Here is a 17,639-nt window from a genome sequence, read left to right as displayed (position 1 = left end):
CTCTTGTTATAGACTACTTATCACTGATATCCTCCCCAGCCATCTCAGTCCCACAATTTCACTCCCGTCCTGTTCCCCCAGTTGGCGCCCCCAGAACACCATCCGCAGCTCCCCTCTGATGCACCCAGCTTTCCTGTCCTGGAAGAAGTCCGGCCCGTGTGTGTGTACAGCGGGAGGATGGATGAGGACGGAGGGCGTGTCTGCCGTTTTTACAGGCATAGAGTGCGCCTACCAGCAGTTAGAAGAAAAGCAGAGAATTGCAGGGATGAAAATTGGCTTACCGGCCAATTTTCAAATAGACCTGAGCCGCCTAAGCATCAGGCTTAGGCGGTGAATGTCTATGATTCCCTGCAATTCTCTGCTTTTCTTCTTACTGCTGGTAAGAAAGTCGGTAAAAACGGCAGACACGCCCTCCGTCCTCATCCGTCCTCCCGCTGTACACACACACGGGCCGGACTTCTTCCAGGACAGGAAAGCGTCCCCTCAGACTTTAATCCGCCAGTCCGAATCTGTCGTGTACTGCTATCATGGCTCTTTCTACGTCGTTTTCTTCGATCAGCACCGTGATCCGCACTTCCGATGTGGAGATCATGTGGATATTCACACCCGCATTGAACAGCGCCTCGAACATTTTTGCCGCCACACCCGGATTGCTCATCATGCCTGCCCCGACGATGGAGATTTTGGCCACGTTGTCTTTGTGGTCGATTTCCTGGATCGTCAGTTCCTCTTTATTGTCGCTCAGAATCTTGAGTGCCTCATCCAGATCGTCCTGGGCAACGGTGAAAGAGATGTCTTTTGTGCCGGCGCGCCCTACGGACTGCAGGATGATATCCACATTGATCCCTTTCTTTGCCAGCGTATTGAATATTTTAAATGCCACGCCGGGCTTGTCGTCTACTCCAATCACTGAAACTCTGGATGTATTTTTATCGGAAGCAACTCCGCTGATTAACATTTTTTCCATTTTCACGACCTCCTTGACTACCGTTCCTTCTTTTCTGTTCAGACTGGAACGAACAACCAGCTGTACTCCGTATTTTTTAGCCATCTCCACTGAACGGTTGTGGAGCACTCTCGCACCCAGTGATGCAAGCTCCAGCATTTCGTCATAACTGATGGCATCCAGCTTCCTTGCATTCGGCACAATCCGGGGATCGGCCGTGTATACGCCGTCCACATCCGTATAGATCTCGCAGGCATCCGCGTGAAGGGCAGCGGCTATAGCTACAGCCGTGGTATCCGAACCGCCTCTTCCAAGTGTCGCATAATCCTCGTATTTGTTAATGCCCTGAAAACCTGTGACAACTACGATTTTTCTGGAGTCCAGCTCGTGGCGTATGCGCTCGGATTCTACCCTCTTAAATCTGGCATTGCCATACGTGGATGTACAGTGCATTCTCACCTGAAATGCGTTCAGAGAAACCGCCGGCACTCCCAGTGAATTGACGGCCATGGCCAGAAGAGAGGCCGAGACCTGTTCTCCTGTGGTCAGCAGCATATCCATCTCTCTTTTGGACGGCTCCGCAGTGATTAACTTCGCCTTTTCTATCAGTTCATCCGTTGTGTCGCCCATTGCAGACAATACAACTATGACGTCATTTCCTTTTCTGTATTCTTCGATACAGCGCTCAGCCACGCGGAAAATGCACTCCCTGTCCGCTACTGAACTTCCCCCAAATTTCTTAACTATCAGCATGTTGTCCTCCTGGTTTCTGACCGGCTGTGCGTTATTTCTGCTCAAAAAGATGGGAGATCAATGTGTGTCCCACTTCCTCTGTTATTCCGCTGGCGCGTGCGCTATCCTCGTCATAGGAGGGCATGCCCTGCACTGCGCTTCTGCTGTCATAGAGCAGGTACGGCACAGGATTCCCTGTATGTGTGCGCACTCTGACCGGGGTCGGATGATCCGGAAGGATCAGCATACGGAAATCTTCCCCGGCTTCCTCCAACATCTCTGCCACCGGCCCGATGATATGAGCATCGATTCTTTCAATGGCCGTGATTTTATTTTCAAAACTGCCCTGATGCCCCATCTCATCCGGAGCCTCCACATGAATGTAAGCAAAATCATACCCTTCCTGTGTCAGAGCTTCCACAGCTGCCTTCGCTTTTCCGGCATAATTGGTATGTAATCCGCCGTTGGCACCTTCCACCGTGATATTGTGCATCCCGGCTCCTACCGCAATGCCCTTCAGCAGATCCACAGCAGAGATCATGGCGCCTTTCTTCCCAAATTTCTCTTCAAAGGAAGTCAGAGCAGGTCTGGTGCCTGCGCCCCAGAACCAGGCGGAATTAGCCGGGTTCTTACCCTGACTCTTTCTCTCCAGGTTCAGCGGATGGACAGACAGAATGTCATAGCTCTTTTCCATCATTTCCCGCAGCACAGGATCTGCCGGCAGGTACTCCCCGATTCTCCTTGTCAGGATATCATGGGGGGCTGTCAGATCCACGACTCTGCCCTCTTTCTGTATCAGAAGGTGTCTGTAGCTGGTTCCCACATAGAACTCATATCCTTCCCGCTCCAGCCCTTCCTTCAGCGCTTTTATAAGAACCGCAGCATCCTCCGTGCTGATTTCATCGGAACTGTGATCCACAATGACTCTGTCTTCATAGTTTTCCTGTTCTTCCGTCAATGTTACAATATTGCAGCGGAAAGCAACGTCCGCCGGTTCCATATCTACGCCAATGCTAAGGGCCTCCAGCGGAGACCTCCCGGTATAGTATTCCCTTGGGTCATATCCAATCACGGACAGATTCGCCGTATCGCTCCCGGGTGCCATTCCCAGCGGCACGGTACGGACCATGCCGATCTCTGATATAGGTGCCAGTTTATCTGTGTTCGGAGTCTTCGCGGCCTGAAGCGGCGTTCTCCCGCCCAGCTCCTCCAGCGGTTCATCTGCCATTCCGTCACACAGTGCTATTATATATTTCATGTTATGCCTCCAGTCCATTTACAGGTCTTTCTCTCAGCCCTCTACACGTATCATATGCAGGATGCTCGGAAATTCTTTCGCATTTTCCTCATAAGCGCCTTCTGTCATCACGCCTGTGACAAAACCGAATTCATTTTCCAGGCCATCCGCCTTAACGATCTCAATTGGCCCGAACTTGCTCTCCAGATGTGCCTTCATTGCGTCGGCATCTCCCTGGATTCTCACGAAATATCTCTTGCTTGTTGCTGCAATCGGCTGCAGGTTTAACTTTTCACTGTTCCACATGGTCATGATATTTCTGTTCAGATGTTTCGCCTCATCCACTACATCGGAAACGACCGCGCTGGCGGTTGGCAGTTTTCCGGCCCCGCTTCCGTAGAACATGGCGTCACCGAGTACGTTGCCGTGGACGAAAATAGCATTGAATACGTCATTCACATTATAGAGAGGATGTTCCTTGTGCAGCATGTAAGGCGCAACGATAGCATGCAGGTTATCGCCGTCCCTTTTGCTGGAGGCAAGCAGCTTGATTGTCATGCCAAGTGCCTTGGCATACATCATATCCTCTTTTGTAATATTTGTAATTCCTTCGGTATATATGTCTTCAAAATCTACCTGCTGCCCTGAAATCAGGGAGGACAGGATTGCAATTTTCCTGCAGGCATCGTAGCCTTCCACATCAGCCTCCGGGTTGCGCTCGGCATACCCTTTTGCCTGGGCTTCTTTCAGGACCTCATCATAGTCGGCCCCTTCATAGAACATTTTACTCATCATGTAGTTCGTTGTTCCGTTAAGAATACCAGTAATCTCTTCTATCTCATCTGCTGTCATGGATGAATTCAAAGGACGTATAATCGGGATACCGCCTCCAACACTCGCTTCAAACAGGAAGTTGATATTGTTGTCCCTTGCAATGGACAACAGCTCTGCACCATGTTTTGCAACCAGAGCCTTGTTTGAAGTAGCTACGCTTTTTCCAGCCTGCAGGCAGCGCTTGACAAAAGTATATGCGGGTTCGATCCCACCCATTACTTCTACTACGATCTGCACGTCAGGATCATTTACAATCACGTCAAAGTCATGTACCAGTATTTCCTGAATCGGGTCGCCGGGAAATTCCCTGAGGTCGAGAACATATTTTATGTTGATCTCATCTCCGACCCTTTGATTGATCCGCTTACCGTTCGTACGAATGACCTCTACGACTCCTGAACCTACTGTACCGTATCCCATTACCGCTATATTTACCATTTTATCCTTCCTTTTTCCTTTTCCTTCCCTTTTCCTTTTTTCTCCTATCTCTATGGCTTCATGCTCAGATATGCGTTGATAAACGGATCCAGATTCCCATCCATGACTCCGTTCACATTACTGATCTCCATATTTGTACGATGGTCTTTCACCAGTGTGTAAGGCTGCATGACATAAGACCTGATCTGGCTGCCAAATCCGATCTCTTTCACCTCACCCCGGATACCCGACACTTTATCTGCCTGTTCCTGCTGCTTCAGCAGATACAGCTTTGCCTTGAGCATCTGCATTGCCTTATCTTTGTTCATATGCTGTGAACGCTCGTTCTGGCACTGAACTACAATCCCGGTCGGCAAATGTGTAATACGCACCGCGGAGGAAGTCTTGTTGACATGCTGTCCCCCTGCGCCGCCGGAACGGTACGTGTCAATACGCAGTTCTTCTTCATTGATCTCGATATCAATATTATCTTCAATGTCCGGAATGACATCGCAGGATGCGAATGATGTCTGGCGTTTTCCGGCAGCATTAAACGGAGAGATTCTGACCAGACGGTGCACGCCCTTCTCGGAACGCAGATATCCGTATGCATTCTCTCCCTCTACTTCAAAGGTCACACCCTTTATCCCGGCCACATCACCGTCCAGATAATCCAGCACTTCCAGTGAAAATCCCTTTTTCTCTGCCCAGCGGCTGTACATCCGGTACAGCATATTTGCCCAGTCACAGGACTCTGTCCCGCCGGCTCCGGCGTGCAGTGTAACGATTGCACTGCTGCTGTCGTATTCACCTGTCAGAAGTGTCTGGATCCTCAGCTCTTCAAATTCTTCTTCAAACCGGTCCAGTTCTTCCTCGATTCCGCCTATGGTCTCATCATCCGGTTCCTCCTCACTCATTTCAATGAGAAGCCCGATGTCTTCATGGTCTGCGTACAGCTGTTCAATCTGCTTGACAGACTCCTGAAGCGCCTTCAGATGCTGCATTGTATGCCTGGATTTTTCCGGCTCATCCCAGAAACCTGGTTCTTCTATCTTTCTTTCTAACTCTTCAATCCGCTCTTTCTTTGACGCTAAGTCAAAGTGAATCCCTCAGATCTTTCAGCGGTTCTTCGTATGCAATCAGTCTTGTTTTTAATTCGTCTAACAAAACCACCTTATTCACCTCTTTCTCATTTAAATGAGAATCTGCCATGACAGATTCTCATATGCCGTACAGTGGTTATTCTGTACTTTTTGTTTGATTGTTATTATTTTGTAATAGTGCAGATATGTCTGAACTGTCACATTATTTTCTTTCTATTTTCTTCCGCAGCACTGTTTATATTTCTTGCCGCTTCCGCACGGGCATGGATCATTTGGATAGATCTTCTTTTCTTCCCGTTTCTTAGGTGCGCGTGCTGCGCTCTCATCCTTGTTGGTGCTGGTTACTTTTGCAACCTGCTCTCTCTCCACTTTCTGCTCTATGCGGATGTGGAAAAGAGTGCGGATGGTTGTCTCGGCGATGGCGTTAGTCATCTCTCCGAACATGTCATATCCCATCATCTTATACTCAACAAGCGGATCTCTCTGTCCGTATGCCTGAAGTCCGATTCCCTGGCGGAGCTGGTCCATATCATCAATATGATCCATCCACCGACCGTCAATAACCTTCAGCATAACGACACGCTCTACTTCACGCAGATGCTCTGCTTCCGGGAATTCTGCCTCTTTTGCCTCGTAGGCTTTTACAGCGCGCTCTTTCAGAAGGTGCTTCAGTTCTTTCTGCTGCATCTCCTGTGCTTCTTTAACCGGAGGTAACGAAAGCTGCGGAATCACTGCATGCAGTGTCACATCCAGTCCCGTAAGGTCCCATTCCTCTGCCTCTACTTCCGGGGACACGAAACGGTCCACCGTATTCTCCACGTATTCTGTGATCATGCTGTAAATGGTATCCCGCATGCTTTCCCCGTCCAGTACGCGGCGTCTTTCGGTGTAAATAATCTCTCTCTGCTCGTTCATAACCTGGTCGTATTCCAGCAGATTCTTACGAATACCAAAGTTGTTGCTCTCGATCTTCTTCTGCGCCTTCTCAATTGCACTTGAAAGCATCTTGTGCTCGATCTGTTCTCCGTCTTCTACTCCAAGGGTGCTGAAAACGCTCATCAGCTTTTCGGAACCGAACAGACGCATCAGGTCGTCTTCCAGAGAAATATAGAAGCGGGATTCACCCGGGTCTCCCTGACGTCCGGAACGTCCGCGCAGCTGATTGTCGATTCGCCTGGACTCATGACGCTCTGTACCGATGATCTTCAGTCCTCCCGCTGCTTTCGATTCATCATCCAGCTTAATATCCGTACCACGGCCGGCCATGTTCGTAGCGATCGTTACCGCTCCGTGTACACCCGCGTCTGCTACGATCTCAGCCTCCAGTTCATGATATTTTGCATTCAGGACTTTATGCGGGATGCCTTCCTTTTTCAGCATCTTGCTTAAAAGTTCGGAAATCTCAATGGTAATGGTACCAACCAGTACCGGCTGACCGGTTGCGTGAGCCTTCTTCACTTCTTCCACAACCGCTTTGAACTTCTCTTTTTCAGTCTTATATACTGCGTCTTCCAGATCCACTCTCTGTACCGGCTCATTGGTCGGAATCTCAATAACGTCCATACCGTAAATGTCACGGAACTCTTTTTCCTCGGTGAGTGCAGTACCTGTCATACCGCTCTTTTTCTCATACTTGTTGAACAGGTTCTGGAATGTGATGGTTGCAAGTGTCTTGCTCTCACGCCTTACCTTTACATGCTCTTTTGCTTCAATTGCCTGATGCAGACCGTCTGAGTAACGGCGTCCCGGCATGATACGTCCTGTGAACTCATCGACGATCATAACCTCGCCCTCTCCGGTCACTACATAATCCTGGTCGCGGAACATCAGGTTATGCGCGCGCAGCGCCAGAATGATATTATGCTGGATCTCCAGGTTATCGGCATCTGCCAGGTTCTCGATGTGGAAGAACTTCTCTACTTTCTTCACACCGTCTTCGGTCAGATTGACCGCTTTTTCCTTTTCATTGACAATGAAGTCGCCTGTCTCCTCGATATCTTCCCCCATAATGGCGTTCATCTTGGAGAACTCACCGCTGGCTTCGCCCCGTTCCAGCTGACGCGCAAGAATGTCACAGGCCTCGTACAGCTTCGTGGACTTATCGCTCTGACCGGAAATAATCAGAGGCGTTCTGGCCTCATCAATCAAAACGGAGTCGACCTCATCGATGATGGCGTAGTTCAGCCCTCTCTGTACCAGCTGTTCCTTATAAATGACCATATTATCCCTCAGATAATCAAAGCCAAGCTCGTTGTTGGTGACATATGTGATATCACAGTTGTATGCAGCACGGCGTTCGTCATTATCCATGGAATTCAGGACTACACCTACTGTCAGTCCAAGAAACTCATGAACCTTTCCCATCCATTCGGCATCACGCTTTGCAAGATAGTCATTGACTGTTACGATCTGCACGCCTTTTCCTTCCAGCGCGTTCAGATATGCAGGAAGTGTAGAAACCAGGGTCTTACCTTCACCGGTCTTCATCTCCGAGATACGTCCCTGATGGAGGATAATTCCGCCGATGAGCTGGACGCGGTAATGACGCATGCCAAGGCTTCTCTTTGCAGCTTCTCTGACAGTTGCATAAGCCTCCGGAAGGATGTCATCCAGGGTTTCGCCATCCGCCAGGCGTCTTTTAAACTCTCTTGTCTTGTCTTTTAACTCTGCATCGGAGAGTGCCTGAAACTCTGGTTCCAACGCATCTATCCGGTCCACAATTGGGTAAATACGTTTTAATTCATTTTCGCTGTGTGATCCGAAAATCTTCTCTATAAAACCCATAATCTGTAGTTTACTCCTTGTCTAATTTTACTCTACGCTCCATTCTAACACTATCTTCCAGCGAATTCAACAAGTTCATTACTTGTTAATAATTCCTTTACAGCTTTGCAATAATCTCATAAGGAATATTTCCGCCGAACAAATCCAGAGCACTGCCGATCGTGAAGTCCAGTTTCTTTTTGCTCACGGCTGCAAAGCTCTCCAGATCCTCCATACTGCCGATCCCGCCTGCATAAGTAACGGGGATTTTATTCCATCCTCCGAGCATGCGGACAAGCTCCGTCTCCACGCCGGAAGATCTGCCTTCCACATCTACGCCGTGCACAAGAATTTCATCACAGTATGCAGACAGTTCATCCAGAACCTTCGGTGTAAGGCACACATCCGTAAAAGTCTGCCAGCGGTTTGTCACAATATAATAAGCCCCGTCTTTTTTTCTGCAGCTCAGATCCAGTACGATATGTTCCTTTCCGACAGCGGACAACAGACGTTTGAGATTCTCCAGATGGAACACGCCGTCCTGAAAGACATAGGACGTTACAATCACATGGCTGGCCCCCGCTTCCAGGTATTCTGCAGCATTTTCCGCATGAATCCCTCCGCCGATCTGCATCCCTTGGGGATACGCAGCAAGGGCGCGCAGCGCCTGTTTTTTTGTTGCTTCATAATATTCCGAAGCTGCAGGATTCAGGAGGATGATATGACCGCCCTTCAGGCTGTCCCGCTTATAGAGCTGTGCATACCATGCGGCGTCCAGCTCCGAAGAAAAATTGGTAACCGCCTGGTCCCCCTGATCCCTCAGGCTTCCACCTACAATCTGTTTTACCTTTCCGTTATGGATGTCAATACATGGTCTGAATTTCATCTTATTCCTTTCGTTTCTGGTTCAAGGGGGTCAGACCCCTCTGCAGAGGGGTCTGACCCCCTTGAACCAGATTGTCAAATTATTATCAATACCGGTTATCGAATATGCGTGTTGATTTCTTCTCGCTTCTCGGCAAATCTCCGATTGAAACCGGCATGACATTGACGGTTATTCCTATTTTTGTCTTGAATGCCTTCTTCACTGCTTCTTCTGCCTGCTTCTTGTCAACATTTTTATTGACTTCTACGAACAGGGTGCAGACATCTTTTCCGTTCATATGGTCCAGCATAAACTGGTATTCACTGGATGCCTCCGGCACGCTGCTTAGCATTTCTTCGATCTGGCTCGGGAAGATATTCACGCCCTTTACCTTTACCATATCATCGGTTCTCCCAATCAGGGTGTCGATCCTCGGGAACTTTGAACCACATTTACATTCACCCGGAATGAAGCGTGTCAGATCATGGGTGCGGTAACGGACAAGAGGTGCACCCTGTTTCCGGAGCGTTGTGATCGCCAGTTCTCCGATCTCACCGTCCGGAACATTTTCCCCGGTCTTCGGATCCACGATTTCAAAATACAGATAGTCATCCCAGTAATGCATTCCGCATTCATAATCACAGCTCATGGCAATTCCCGGTCCGTACACTTCTGTCAGCCCGTAGATATCATAAAGCTGGACACCCAGTTCTGCGGCGATTCGTTTCCTCATCTTCTCACCCCACCGCTCGGAGCCGATGACACCTTTTTTCAAATGTATCTGATCTGAAATTCCTCTTTTTGCTATCTCTTCCGCCAGAAGCAGCGCGTAAGAAGATGTTGCGCACAGAACGGTTGCGTTCATATCTTTCATCATGCGGAGCTGTTTATCCGTATTACCTGGTCCCATCGGTATGGTCATTGCGCCCAGATACTCGGCACCTGCCTGAAAGCCGATTCCAGCGGTCCACAGACCGTATCCGGGGGTAATCTGAATTCTGTCCAGCGCCGTGATACCGGCCATCTCGTAGCAGCGGGCAAACATTTTCGCCCAGTCCTCCACATCCTTTTTGGTGTAAGGGATGATCACGGGAGTTCCCGTTGTTCCTGAAGAAGAATGGATTCTCACCACCTCTTCATCCGGCACGGCCTGAAGCCCCAGAGGGTATGCCTCACGCAGATCCCCCTTCCATGTAAAAGGCAGCTTCTCAAAATCTTCCTGGCTCTGAATTTTGGAAATATCGATATCCTGAAACTTCTCTTTATAAAAACAATCCTTGGCTGTCAGCTGTTTCAGATTTTCTTTAATCAATTCCAACTGTAATTCTGTCATTTTCATATCTGCTTCTCCTCTACGCCCGCTCAAATGCCGTTTTTCCAAGTTCTAATGCCTTCCTGTTCATGACCAGGAATTTTTCCTTCACGTTGCCGGCCATAGCCTTTTCCATCTCTTCCACGGAAATGTCCAGCACACCGCTGGCCGCTGCCGCACCGAGAAGTGCCACATTCAGGACTTTGGCGGAACCGGCCTGGCTGCAGATCTCTTCCCCATCCAATATGGCAAGTTTCTCCACATTCTTTTTCAGGTACTCCAGCATCTCGGTCCCTTCGTATGTACTTCCGCTCAGCGTAGCCGTTACCGGTTTTACGGCCTTGCTGCTGACAATCACGGTACCGCCTTCTTTCAAATATGGCAGACAGCGCACTGCCTCTGCAGGTTCGAATGCAAGCAGCATATCCGCACTCTTCACCGGAATCAGCGGAGAATGTACTTCCGTTCCCATCCGTACATGGCTTACTACAGAGCCTCCGCGCTGCGCCATCCCGATCGTCTCCGTCGTACGCACAAATTTTCCCTGCTCCATAGCCGCATAGGCAATCAGTTTGGAGGCAAGCACAACGCCCTGACCTCCAACTCCACATAACAGACAACTTTTATTCATCGCTTTCCACCTCCCCAATTGCACCTGACGGACAGACCTGGCTGCACAGGCCGCATCCATAACACAGAGAAGGTTCCACCACAACTGCACCGTCATTTACTGCAATTGCAGGACATCCCAGCTGGCTGATGCAGACTTTGCACTTTGTACAGGAATCCTGTTTTACTTTGTATAATTTCCCTGGTTTGGCCACGGCAATACACGGGGATCTGAAGATCACAGCACGCACGCCTTTTTCTCCGGCCGCCCTCTTCACGGTGTTCACTGCAAGCTCCAGATTCAGCGGGTCGACGGTCTCAATCCATGTAAGCCCGATTCCCCGTAAAATATTCTCAATGCTGATTTTGGCGGCGACATCTCCCATCATTGTCACACCTGTTCCGGGATGCGGCTGGTGGCCGGTCATCGCCGTTGTGGAATTGTCCAGCACAATCAGCACAATATCCGTCTGATTGTAAACCGCATTTACAACCCCGGTGATACCGGAAGCGAAAAATGTGGAATCTCCGATAAATGCAAAATTCACAGTGTCTCTCTCTATAATATGTAAGCCCTGGGCGATCGTAACGTCTGCACCCATGCAGAGGCAGGTGTCCACCATATCCAGCGGCTTTGCATTTCCAAGAGTATAACAGCCGATATCCCCGCTGAATACAGCCTTTTTCCCGCGCATTGCCTTTTTTACTGCATAGAAGGATGCCCTGTGGGGACATCCGGCGCACAGAACAGGAGGCCTCACCGGAAGCTGTGGTATTTCATCCTGAAGACTGCCCGGATCTTTTGTACCAGCTTCTTCGAACCCGAAGAATTGCGCCAGATCCCCGCGGATACTTTCCACGCTGTTTTCCCCCGCATTCTTCGTATCATGCGTAAGTTTTCCACATATGTTAACATTCAGATGGTATTTTCCCGCAATCTGAAGCAGTTCTTTTTCAATCACCGGATCCAGTTCTTCCAATACAAGCACTTCATCCAGGTTCTCCAGAAACTCCTTCGCCAGCCGCTCCGGGAAGGGGTGCGGGGTGCTGATTTTCAAGAACGGCACATCCCCCGGAATCACTTCGCTTGTATAGGCAAAGCTCACACCTCCTGAAACAACACCTTTCCTTCCGCTTCCTTTTCTCAGCAGGTTTTTATCATAGGAAGAGAATACTTCCGACAATTCCACATTTCTTGCTTCTATCTTGATATGATTCTGATAAGAAAGCCTGGGGAAAATAACCCAGCGCATTGTATCCTTGATAAAGCCTTCCGGTTCAGGCACATCCAGTTTCGGAAGCAGATCAATGCTCACACAGGCATGGCAGACCCTGGTCGTTGGGCGAAAGAGAACCGGTGTCTGGTATTTTTCCGAATACTCAAAGGCATCCGCAATCATCAGGTATGCCTCGTCTGGTGAAGAGGGATCGAATACAGGAAGCTTTGAAAATTGTGCAAAGTGCCTTGTATCCTGTTCCGTCTGAGAGGATATCGGTCCCGGATCGTCAGCCGACACAATCACCATACCGCCTTTCACCCCAACATAAGCAAGGCTCATCAGCGGGTCGGAAGCCACATTCAGCCCCACCTGCTTCATCGTAACCAGCGTCCTGGCCCCTGCATAAGCGGCTCCGGCACCGACCTCCATGGCAGCCTTCTCATTGGTAGACCACTCTACGTGGATACTACCATCGTTATGCTTTGCAACTGTCTCCAGAATCTCTGTGGACGGGGTTCCCGGATAGCCGGCCACCATTCTGACGCCGGCACGGACAGCGCCCAGGGCAATTGCCTCATTGCCCATCACAAGCTTTCTTTCCATACTCATATTATGTACTCCTTTACTTTATTGTTTCTTCTTTTGATATATCTTCCTGTTAATTATACATAAGAACTCATTGTGGTATTTTACCACACTAAAGTTGAAAAATAAAGGGGTCTGACCCCTATGAGTCCTATTTTCTTAATTGTTTCAAACAATTAAGAATTCGAGGCTCATAGGGGTCAGACCCCTTTACTAATATACCGCGATAGCACGTTCAAGCAGCGGGGTGACTTCCTGGTTTAGTTCTTCCAAACGTTTCTGGTACCAGGCTGCTATGTCTTTTGTGCCGAGAGCTTCTGCTGCTTGGATTGCCTGTACCTTTTTACTTTGGAAGTCTGTGTCATTTTGTGCGTATATACAGTCGAGTACTGCCTGATTCATGCAGCTGTCTATGGCATCGGTCTTTTTTTGTATTTCTTCGGGTTTACTGCCTGTTAGTTTCATATAGGAATGCCATTCTATGGTTTCAGGCTTACCTTCTTGAAAGCCTTCTGTCGGGACAGTAGATTCCAGGTATCCGGTGATGTTTTCTTTTTTATAGTAGGCGGCGGCGTCTTTTTCTACGGCTGTCCCGGACCGAAGTTTCGGGGACTGCTCTGGCTGGATGTAGTCTCCTTTTGAATCCCTGCACAGAGGCAGAAAACCGCTCAGGGCTTCGTATTTCTCTTTTCCGTATTTTTCTGCCAGGTCTGTGATTCCCAAAGTGGCGTCTTTTTTATACTCCTCTGTCAGGGAATAGTTTCCGTCACGCTCCTCCCAGGCCAGCGACTTTGTTCCCTGGGACAAGATTCTGGCCCCTTCTTCCGTGAAGCACCACCCCAGAAATTCCATGGCACGCTCGGGGTATTTGCAGGATTTGGTCACGGTCAGCTCCCGGTCTCCAAGTACGTCTTCCCTGCGCAAAAATACGGTGCGTACATCATCCAGGGGCTTTAACGGCATATAGCCCGCATCTTTCAGCCCTTTTCCTGCCAGGATCTGTTCTTTTCCTTTTACCTGAGTTCCATCCAGAGATGCAAGATATAATCCCTTGTTTATCTTTTTTTCATACTCAGTAAAATCCATGGACGAAGATTCGGGATCCAGAATTCCCATCTGATTTGCCTGATAGTAAAACTCTGCCCCTTTCCAGAAAATGCTGTCCGGGTCTGTCAGCAATGCCTCCGTGGTCTGATCCGCATGGTTAAAATAGACTGCACAACTGCCGTCAAAAGCCTCATATCCCTTGCTCATCATGTAATCACGTAAAACTGTCCCGGTTTCTGCATCCTGCTTATCCGGCAGACCAAGAGCATATGTTTTTTCCCCGCCGGATATCTCCGGATTCGCGCACTGCATCATCTTCAGCATATCCAGCAGTTCTTTGTCATTTGATACCTCCGGATACCCCATTTCAGAATACAGATCCCAGCGGATCCAGACCGCAGCATCAGGCAGTGTGAAATCTTCAATACCGCCCTGGCTTCCCAGACTGTACAGCCGTCCGTCTTCATAAACTGCATCTCTGCGGTAGTCATTTCTAACGGATATCCGCCCATCCTCGTTCAACCCCGGCGCACTGCTGCCGATCAGCTGGTCCAGTGGCTGCAGCAGCCCGCCTTTTGCCGACTTCTGCAGCATTTCAAGCAGCTCTGCATCAGTCAATGCGGGGCCAAAATCCATAATGTCATCCAGGTCATTGCTTTCCAGCTTCGTCCTCAGCAGTTCTTTGTAAGCCTCCGCACCTTTCGGAGAATTTTCCAGTGCGGCATCCGTTGTCAGCTTAATCCGAATGCCAAAACGCTCCTCAATATACTGAGCTACAGCATCCTCCTGAAGCCCGGTGTACCTCGACTTGTTCTCCACAAACATCGTCAGCCACACGGTTTCTTTTTCCTTCGTCTCTTCCCTCTCCCGGGACTTCCCGCCGGCGCTGCAGCCTGCTGTTGTACACGCAAGCAGCGCCATGCCCGCAAGCAGGGGAAGAATCCTAAATATTCGGCCCTTCATCATTTCAGAAATTCCTTTCGATACTCGGCAGGGGAAAGCCCTGTCTCCTTTTTAAACGTTGCGGAAAAGTAGGTGTCGTTCTGGAACCCTACCTTCAGGCTGATCTCCTTTGCCGTATAGTCCTTGTCTACCAGAAGTTCTTTCGCCTTCTTTATGCGTATTTCCTTCAGATAATCAGAAAATGCCTTTCCTGTATCCTTTTTAAAGCTCTGCCCCATGTATGCCGCATTTCCTTTAAAATGAGCGGCAAGCGTCTTTAATGACAATTCCTCTTGATAGTGCTCCAGGGCATACTGAGCCATACGCACAGTGAAAGGCGACAGGTCCTGGTCTCCTCCCGTCAGATCCGGCGCCTCTCTGATTTCCTCGCGGAACACACCGTTTTTTACCGCATCACGGAAGTGGCCGGCCACCTTCCAGTAATCCTCCGTCCGGTCTCCGATCAAGGCATACAGCCTTACATTCAGCCTTTCCTGTACGGCACGGATACAGGACCCGATCGCATCCGCGATATCATTCGGCGAGGTCCAGACTGCAATCGTCTCCCCACTGTGGTTCTGGCAGTAATAGCATCCATACTCTTCACTCAGCACAGAGGAACAGACCTCATAAATCCTGTTTTTCAGCTCACTGTCCTGATCAATCTCATCTCCCAGTCCTTTCAGCAGAAATGGCTGATAGCTGTCTGCCCGCAGACTTAATCCCAGAAACTCCGCCCTTTCCTGCAGTTCTTTGTCTCCAATGGCCCCATACATCCACCGGTTAATCACATTTTCCCGGATCAGGTCATAATCCCGCTGTGCCCGCTGCTTCCGTTCTCTTTCGCCCAGCATCTTATGGACAATGTTTCTGACATTCAGATTGATTTCCTCCTCATTTACAGGCTTAAGCAGGTAATTTTCAATCCCCTCCACGGCCATCGTCCGTACATATTCAAAGTCGTCATATCCGCTCAGCACCAGAATATGCGTTTCCAGCCCTCTTTCCCGCACGGCCTTCACAAGCTGGATCCCATCCATCCTGGGCATCCTTATGTCCGTGACCATCAGCTGCGGGGGATTCTTTTCAATGAGAGCCAGCGCCTCCTCCCCGTTATGCGCAATGTCTATCTCGGTGAATCCGCATGCCTTCCAGTCTACCATCATCTCAAGTCCCTTACAGATAATCAGTTCATCATCAACAATTAAGACCCTGTACATATTCTTCCAGCTCCTTCTTCATCATCGCTTTTATACGGATTGTTACCATCGTACCTTCTCCTGCCTGACTTTCAATCTGCATCTGATAATCTCTTCCGTATACAATCTTTAACCGGTTATTTACATTGTAGATTCCCACGGATTCCCGGAACATATCATCCTCAGATAACCGCTTCTGTATCTCCTGCAATGCATCACTTTGAATCCCTATCCCATCATCGTAGACTACGAGCAGGATATCCTCTTGTTCTCTCAGGCCCCAGATTGTCACGGTTGCAGGCCGTTCACTGGTCGCCTTATCCGAAATTCCGTGAATCAGGGCATTTTCAATTACCGGCTGCAGGATATGCTTTATAGTCGCATAACGGTAAATTTCATCCTCAACACGGATCTCATAGTGCATCCGGTCCCCAAAGCGGAACTGGTAGAGTTCCAGATAGGACTGCACATAGCCAAATTCATCCCTCAAAGTGACGACAGCATCCTTCTTCATAATATTCCGGAACATTTCAGAGAGAATATAAACCATTCTGCTCTCCTCTTTTTCTCCTTTCACATACAGATTCATACGGATAGACTCCAGTGTATTATACAGAAAATGAGGGTTAATCTGCGCCTGAAGCGCATACAGTTCCATTTCCTTCTGATGAAGCTGATAAACATACTCTTTCTCAATATGGTTCTCCAGCACTTTACACATCTCAATCAGCTCATGATAAATATACCCAACCTCATCATTTACCAGTTTTTCTTTTTTAAAACCGCTCAGCTTTCCGCCTTTCACCTGATCAATCGTTGCGTTGATTATACCAAGCCTTCTTGAAAAATATCTGGTTCCAAAAAAGGTAAGAAGCATCGCTGCAAAAAGCACAGCTGCCATAACACCGAGAATATTGATGCACAGAACTTTTACCTCTTTATTAATCTCCGCAGAAGGAATCAGATTGACCAGGTAATAATCCTGATGTTCATTATATACAGTATTGTAAATGTAATTTCCTTTTGTCAGCTTACCGCTTTTCCCTCTGATTTCTTCGAACGGAATACTTTCTTCCACATACTGGGCGTTTGAGTCATAGATAATCTCTCCCTTATTGTTCAGGACATAGATCTGTCCCTTGAGATAGGAGTCAAACTTCTGATAAGACTGCCGGATATTTCTCGCATGGAAACAGATGCCCAGAACTCCAATATCCTCTGTAAAATCATCCGGTGCATGGATCGTATCCAGTAAAAATATAGAAAACATATTGCTCAGGCGCCTTCCTCTGCTGGTAACAAGGCTGCTGCCTGTATCCTTCTGCCCCATCATCTGCCCGGCCAGTGTTTCAAAATAATAAAAGTCACCCGAATCCATTTCATTTCCAAGTGAAACGGCCCTCTCCTTTGAAAATCCAAAAGCATACAGTCCGGTAAACTGTCTGTCCACCGCATATGCCGTCTGTGAAAAACTGTTCCTCACCTCTTCCTGCCATGGCGGCGGCGAATCTTCCTGAAGAGTCCCAACTACGGTCTCCCACTTATCCGGCATTTGCAGAAAGCTCTGGTAAATTGATTTTTCCGCCTCGAATTTATTTTCCAGAAAACTGTCCATGGAGGTCAGGATCTGATTACTCATATCCATTGTCTGCTCATACTTGATTGTCTTTAGATTGTGGGACAGAAGAAACATAAGCGATACCCCCGCGGCCAGGGTAATAAAAAGGTACACAAAAAAAACTTTGTTTACAAAACTATAAGCAAAGTACTTCTTTAACCACCTTTTTATTTTTCCCTTCCTGCTTTTCCTCATTTGCATTCCTTCTTC

12 protein-coding genes are annotated in these 17,639 nt (G+C 48.6%); all 12 read right to left on the bottom strand.

Annotated elements, in window-relative coordinates:
- Nucleotides 1-490: 490 nt before the first annotated feature.
- Nucleotides 491-1,699 (bottom strand): aspartate kinase, encoded by a 1,209-nt coding sequence (locus HMPREF0240_RS19000; protein ID WP_009005041.1) that lies wholly within the window; start codon nt 1,697-1,699, stop codon nt 491-493.
- 31 nt (nt 1,700-1,730) lie between these two features.
- The gene (locus tag HMPREF0240_RS18995; RefSeq protein WP_009005040.1) at nt 1,731-2,936 is read right to left on the bottom strand and encodes a cofactor-independent phosphoglycerate mutase; all 1,206 of its coding nucleotides are present in this window, start codon (nt 2,934-2,936) and stop codon (nt 1,731-1,733) included.
- A gap of 33 nt (nt 2,937-2,969) precedes the next feature.
- Complete coding sequence (locus HMPREF0240_RS18990) at nt 2,970-4,187, bottom strand: homoserine dehydrogenase (RefSeq protein WP_009005039.1); 1,218 nt, start codon at nt 4,185-4,187, stop codon at nt 2,970-2,972.
- 50 nt (nt 4,188-4,237) lie between these two features.
- A protein-coding gene (gene prfB / locus HMPREF0240_RS18985) for a peptide chain release factor 2 (protein WP_148486387.1) occupies nt 4,238-5,339 on the bottom strand; the annotation gives its coding sequence in 2 pieces (ribosomal slippage) (nt 4,238-5,263 and nt 5,265-5,339; 1,101 coding nt in all).
- Between the two features lie 143 nt (nt 5,340-5,482).
- A complete protein-coding gene (gene secA / locus HMPREF0240_RS18980; RefSeq protein ID WP_009005036.1) occupies nt 5,483-8,053 on the bottom strand; it encodes a preprotein translocase subunit SecA in 2,571 nt (856 codons plus the stop codon).
- A 97-nt stretch (nt 8,054-8,150) separates the two neighbouring features.
- A complete protein-coding gene (hisA, locus tag HMPREF0240_RS18975; protein ID WP_009005035.1) occupies nt 8,151-8,918 on the bottom strand; it encodes a phosphoribosylformimino-5-aminoimidazole carboxamide ribotide isomerase in 768 nt (255 codons plus the stop codon).
- A gap of 85 nt (nt 8,919-9,003) precedes the next feature.
- The gene (locus HMPREF0240_RS18970) at nt 9,004-10,236 is read right to left on the bottom strand and encodes a phenylacetate--CoA ligase (protein WP_009005034.1); all 1,233 of its coding nucleotides are present in this window, start codon (nt 10,234-10,236) and stop codon (nt 9,004-9,006) included.
- Between the two features lie 13 nt (nt 10,237-10,249).
- Nucleotides 10,250-10,840, bottom strand: a complete 591-nt coding sequence (locus HMPREF0240_RS18965) for an indolepyruvate oxidoreductase subunit beta (protein WP_009005033.1) — start codon at nt 10,838-10,840, stop codon at nt 10,250-10,252.
- Complete coding sequence (iorA, locus tag HMPREF0240_RS18960; protein ID WP_009005032.1) at nt 10,833-12,641, bottom strand: indolepyruvate ferredoxin oxidoreductase subunit alpha; 1,809 nt, start codon at nt 12,639-12,641, stop codon at nt 10,833-10,835. The genes HMPREF0240_RS18965 and iorA overlap by 8 nt, the downstream gene beginning before the upstream one ends.
- 195 nt (nt 12,642-12,836) lie before the next feature.
- Nucleotides 12,837-14,636 (bottom strand): extracellular solute-binding protein, encoded by a 1,800-nt coding sequence (locus HMPREF0240_RS18955; RefSeq protein ID WP_009005031.1) that lies wholly within the window; start codon nt 14,634-14,636, stop codon nt 12,837-12,839.
- Nucleotides 14,633-15,832: a response regulator gene (locus HMPREF0240_RS18950; protein ID WP_009005030.1), complete on the bottom strand. Its 1,200-nt coding sequence runs from the start codon at nt 15,830-15,832 to the stop codon at nt 14,633-14,635. The genes HMPREF0240_RS18955 and HMPREF0240_RS18950 overlap by 4 nt, the downstream gene beginning before the upstream one ends.
- Nucleotides 15,810-17,624, bottom strand: coding sequence for a histidine kinase (locus HMPREF0240_RS18945; protein WP_009005029.1), 1,815 nt, complete (start codon nt 17,622-17,624; stop codon nt 15,810-15,812). The genes HMPREF0240_RS18950 and HMPREF0240_RS18945 overlap by 23 nt, the downstream gene beginning before the upstream one ends.
- Nucleotides 17,625-17,639: the final 15 nt, after the last annotated feature.

Origin of the sequence: Clostridium sp. D5, assembly GCF_000190355.1 — a bacterium.
Lineage (GTDB): Bacteria > Bacillota > Clostridia > Lachnospirales > Lachnospiraceae > Faecalicatena > Faecalicatena fissicatena_A.
This window is presented reverse-complemented; position numbering and strand designations above follow the sequence as displayed.

Bases quoted from the DNA above. Each gene is read 5' to 3' on its own strand.
- HMPREF0240_RS18965 (WP_009005033.1), bottom strand. From the start codon at position 10,840: ATGAATAAAAGTTGTCTGTTATGTGGAGTTGGAGGTCAGGGCGTTGTG.
- hisA (WP_009005035.1), bottom strand. From the start codon at position 8,918: ATGAAATTCAGACCATGTATTGACATCCATAACGGAAAGGTAAAACAG.
- HMPREF0240_RS18995 (WP_009005040.1), bottom strand. From the start codon at position 2,936: ATGAAATATATAATAGCACTGTGTGACGGAATGGCAGATGAACCGCTG.
- HMPREF0240_RS18990 (WP_009005039.1), bottom strand. From the start codon at position 4,187: ATGGTAAATATAGCGGTAATGGGATACGGTACAGTAGGTTCAGGAGTC.
- HMPREF0240_RS18970 (WP_009005034.1), bottom strand. From the start codon at position 10,236: ATGAAAATGACAGAATTACAGTTGGAATTGATTAAAGAAAATCTGAAA.
- secA (WP_009005036.1), bottom strand. From the start codon at position 8,053: ATGGGTTTTATAGAGAAGATTTTCGGATCACACAGCGAAAATGAATTA.
- iorA (WP_009005032.1), bottom strand. From the start codon at position 12,641: ATGGAAAGAAAGCTTGTGATGGGCAATGAGGCAATTGCCCTGGGCGCT.
- HMPREF0240_RS18945 (WP_009005029.1), bottom strand. From the start codon at position 17,624: ATGAGGAAAAGCAGGAAGGGAAAAATAAAAAGGTGGTTAAAGAAGTAC.
- HMPREF0240_RS18955 (WP_009005031.1), bottom strand. From the start codon at position 14,636: ATGATGAAGGGCCGAATATTTAGGATTCTTCCCCTGCTTGCGGGCATG.
- HMPREF0240_RS18950 (WP_009005030.1), bottom strand. From the start codon at position 15,832: ATGTACAGGGTCTTAATTGTTGATGATGAACTGATTATCTGTAAGGGA.
- HMPREF0240_RS19000 (WP_009005041.1), bottom strand. From the start codon at position 1,699: ATGCTGATAGTTAAGAAATTTGGGGGAAGTTCAGTAGCGGACAGGGAG.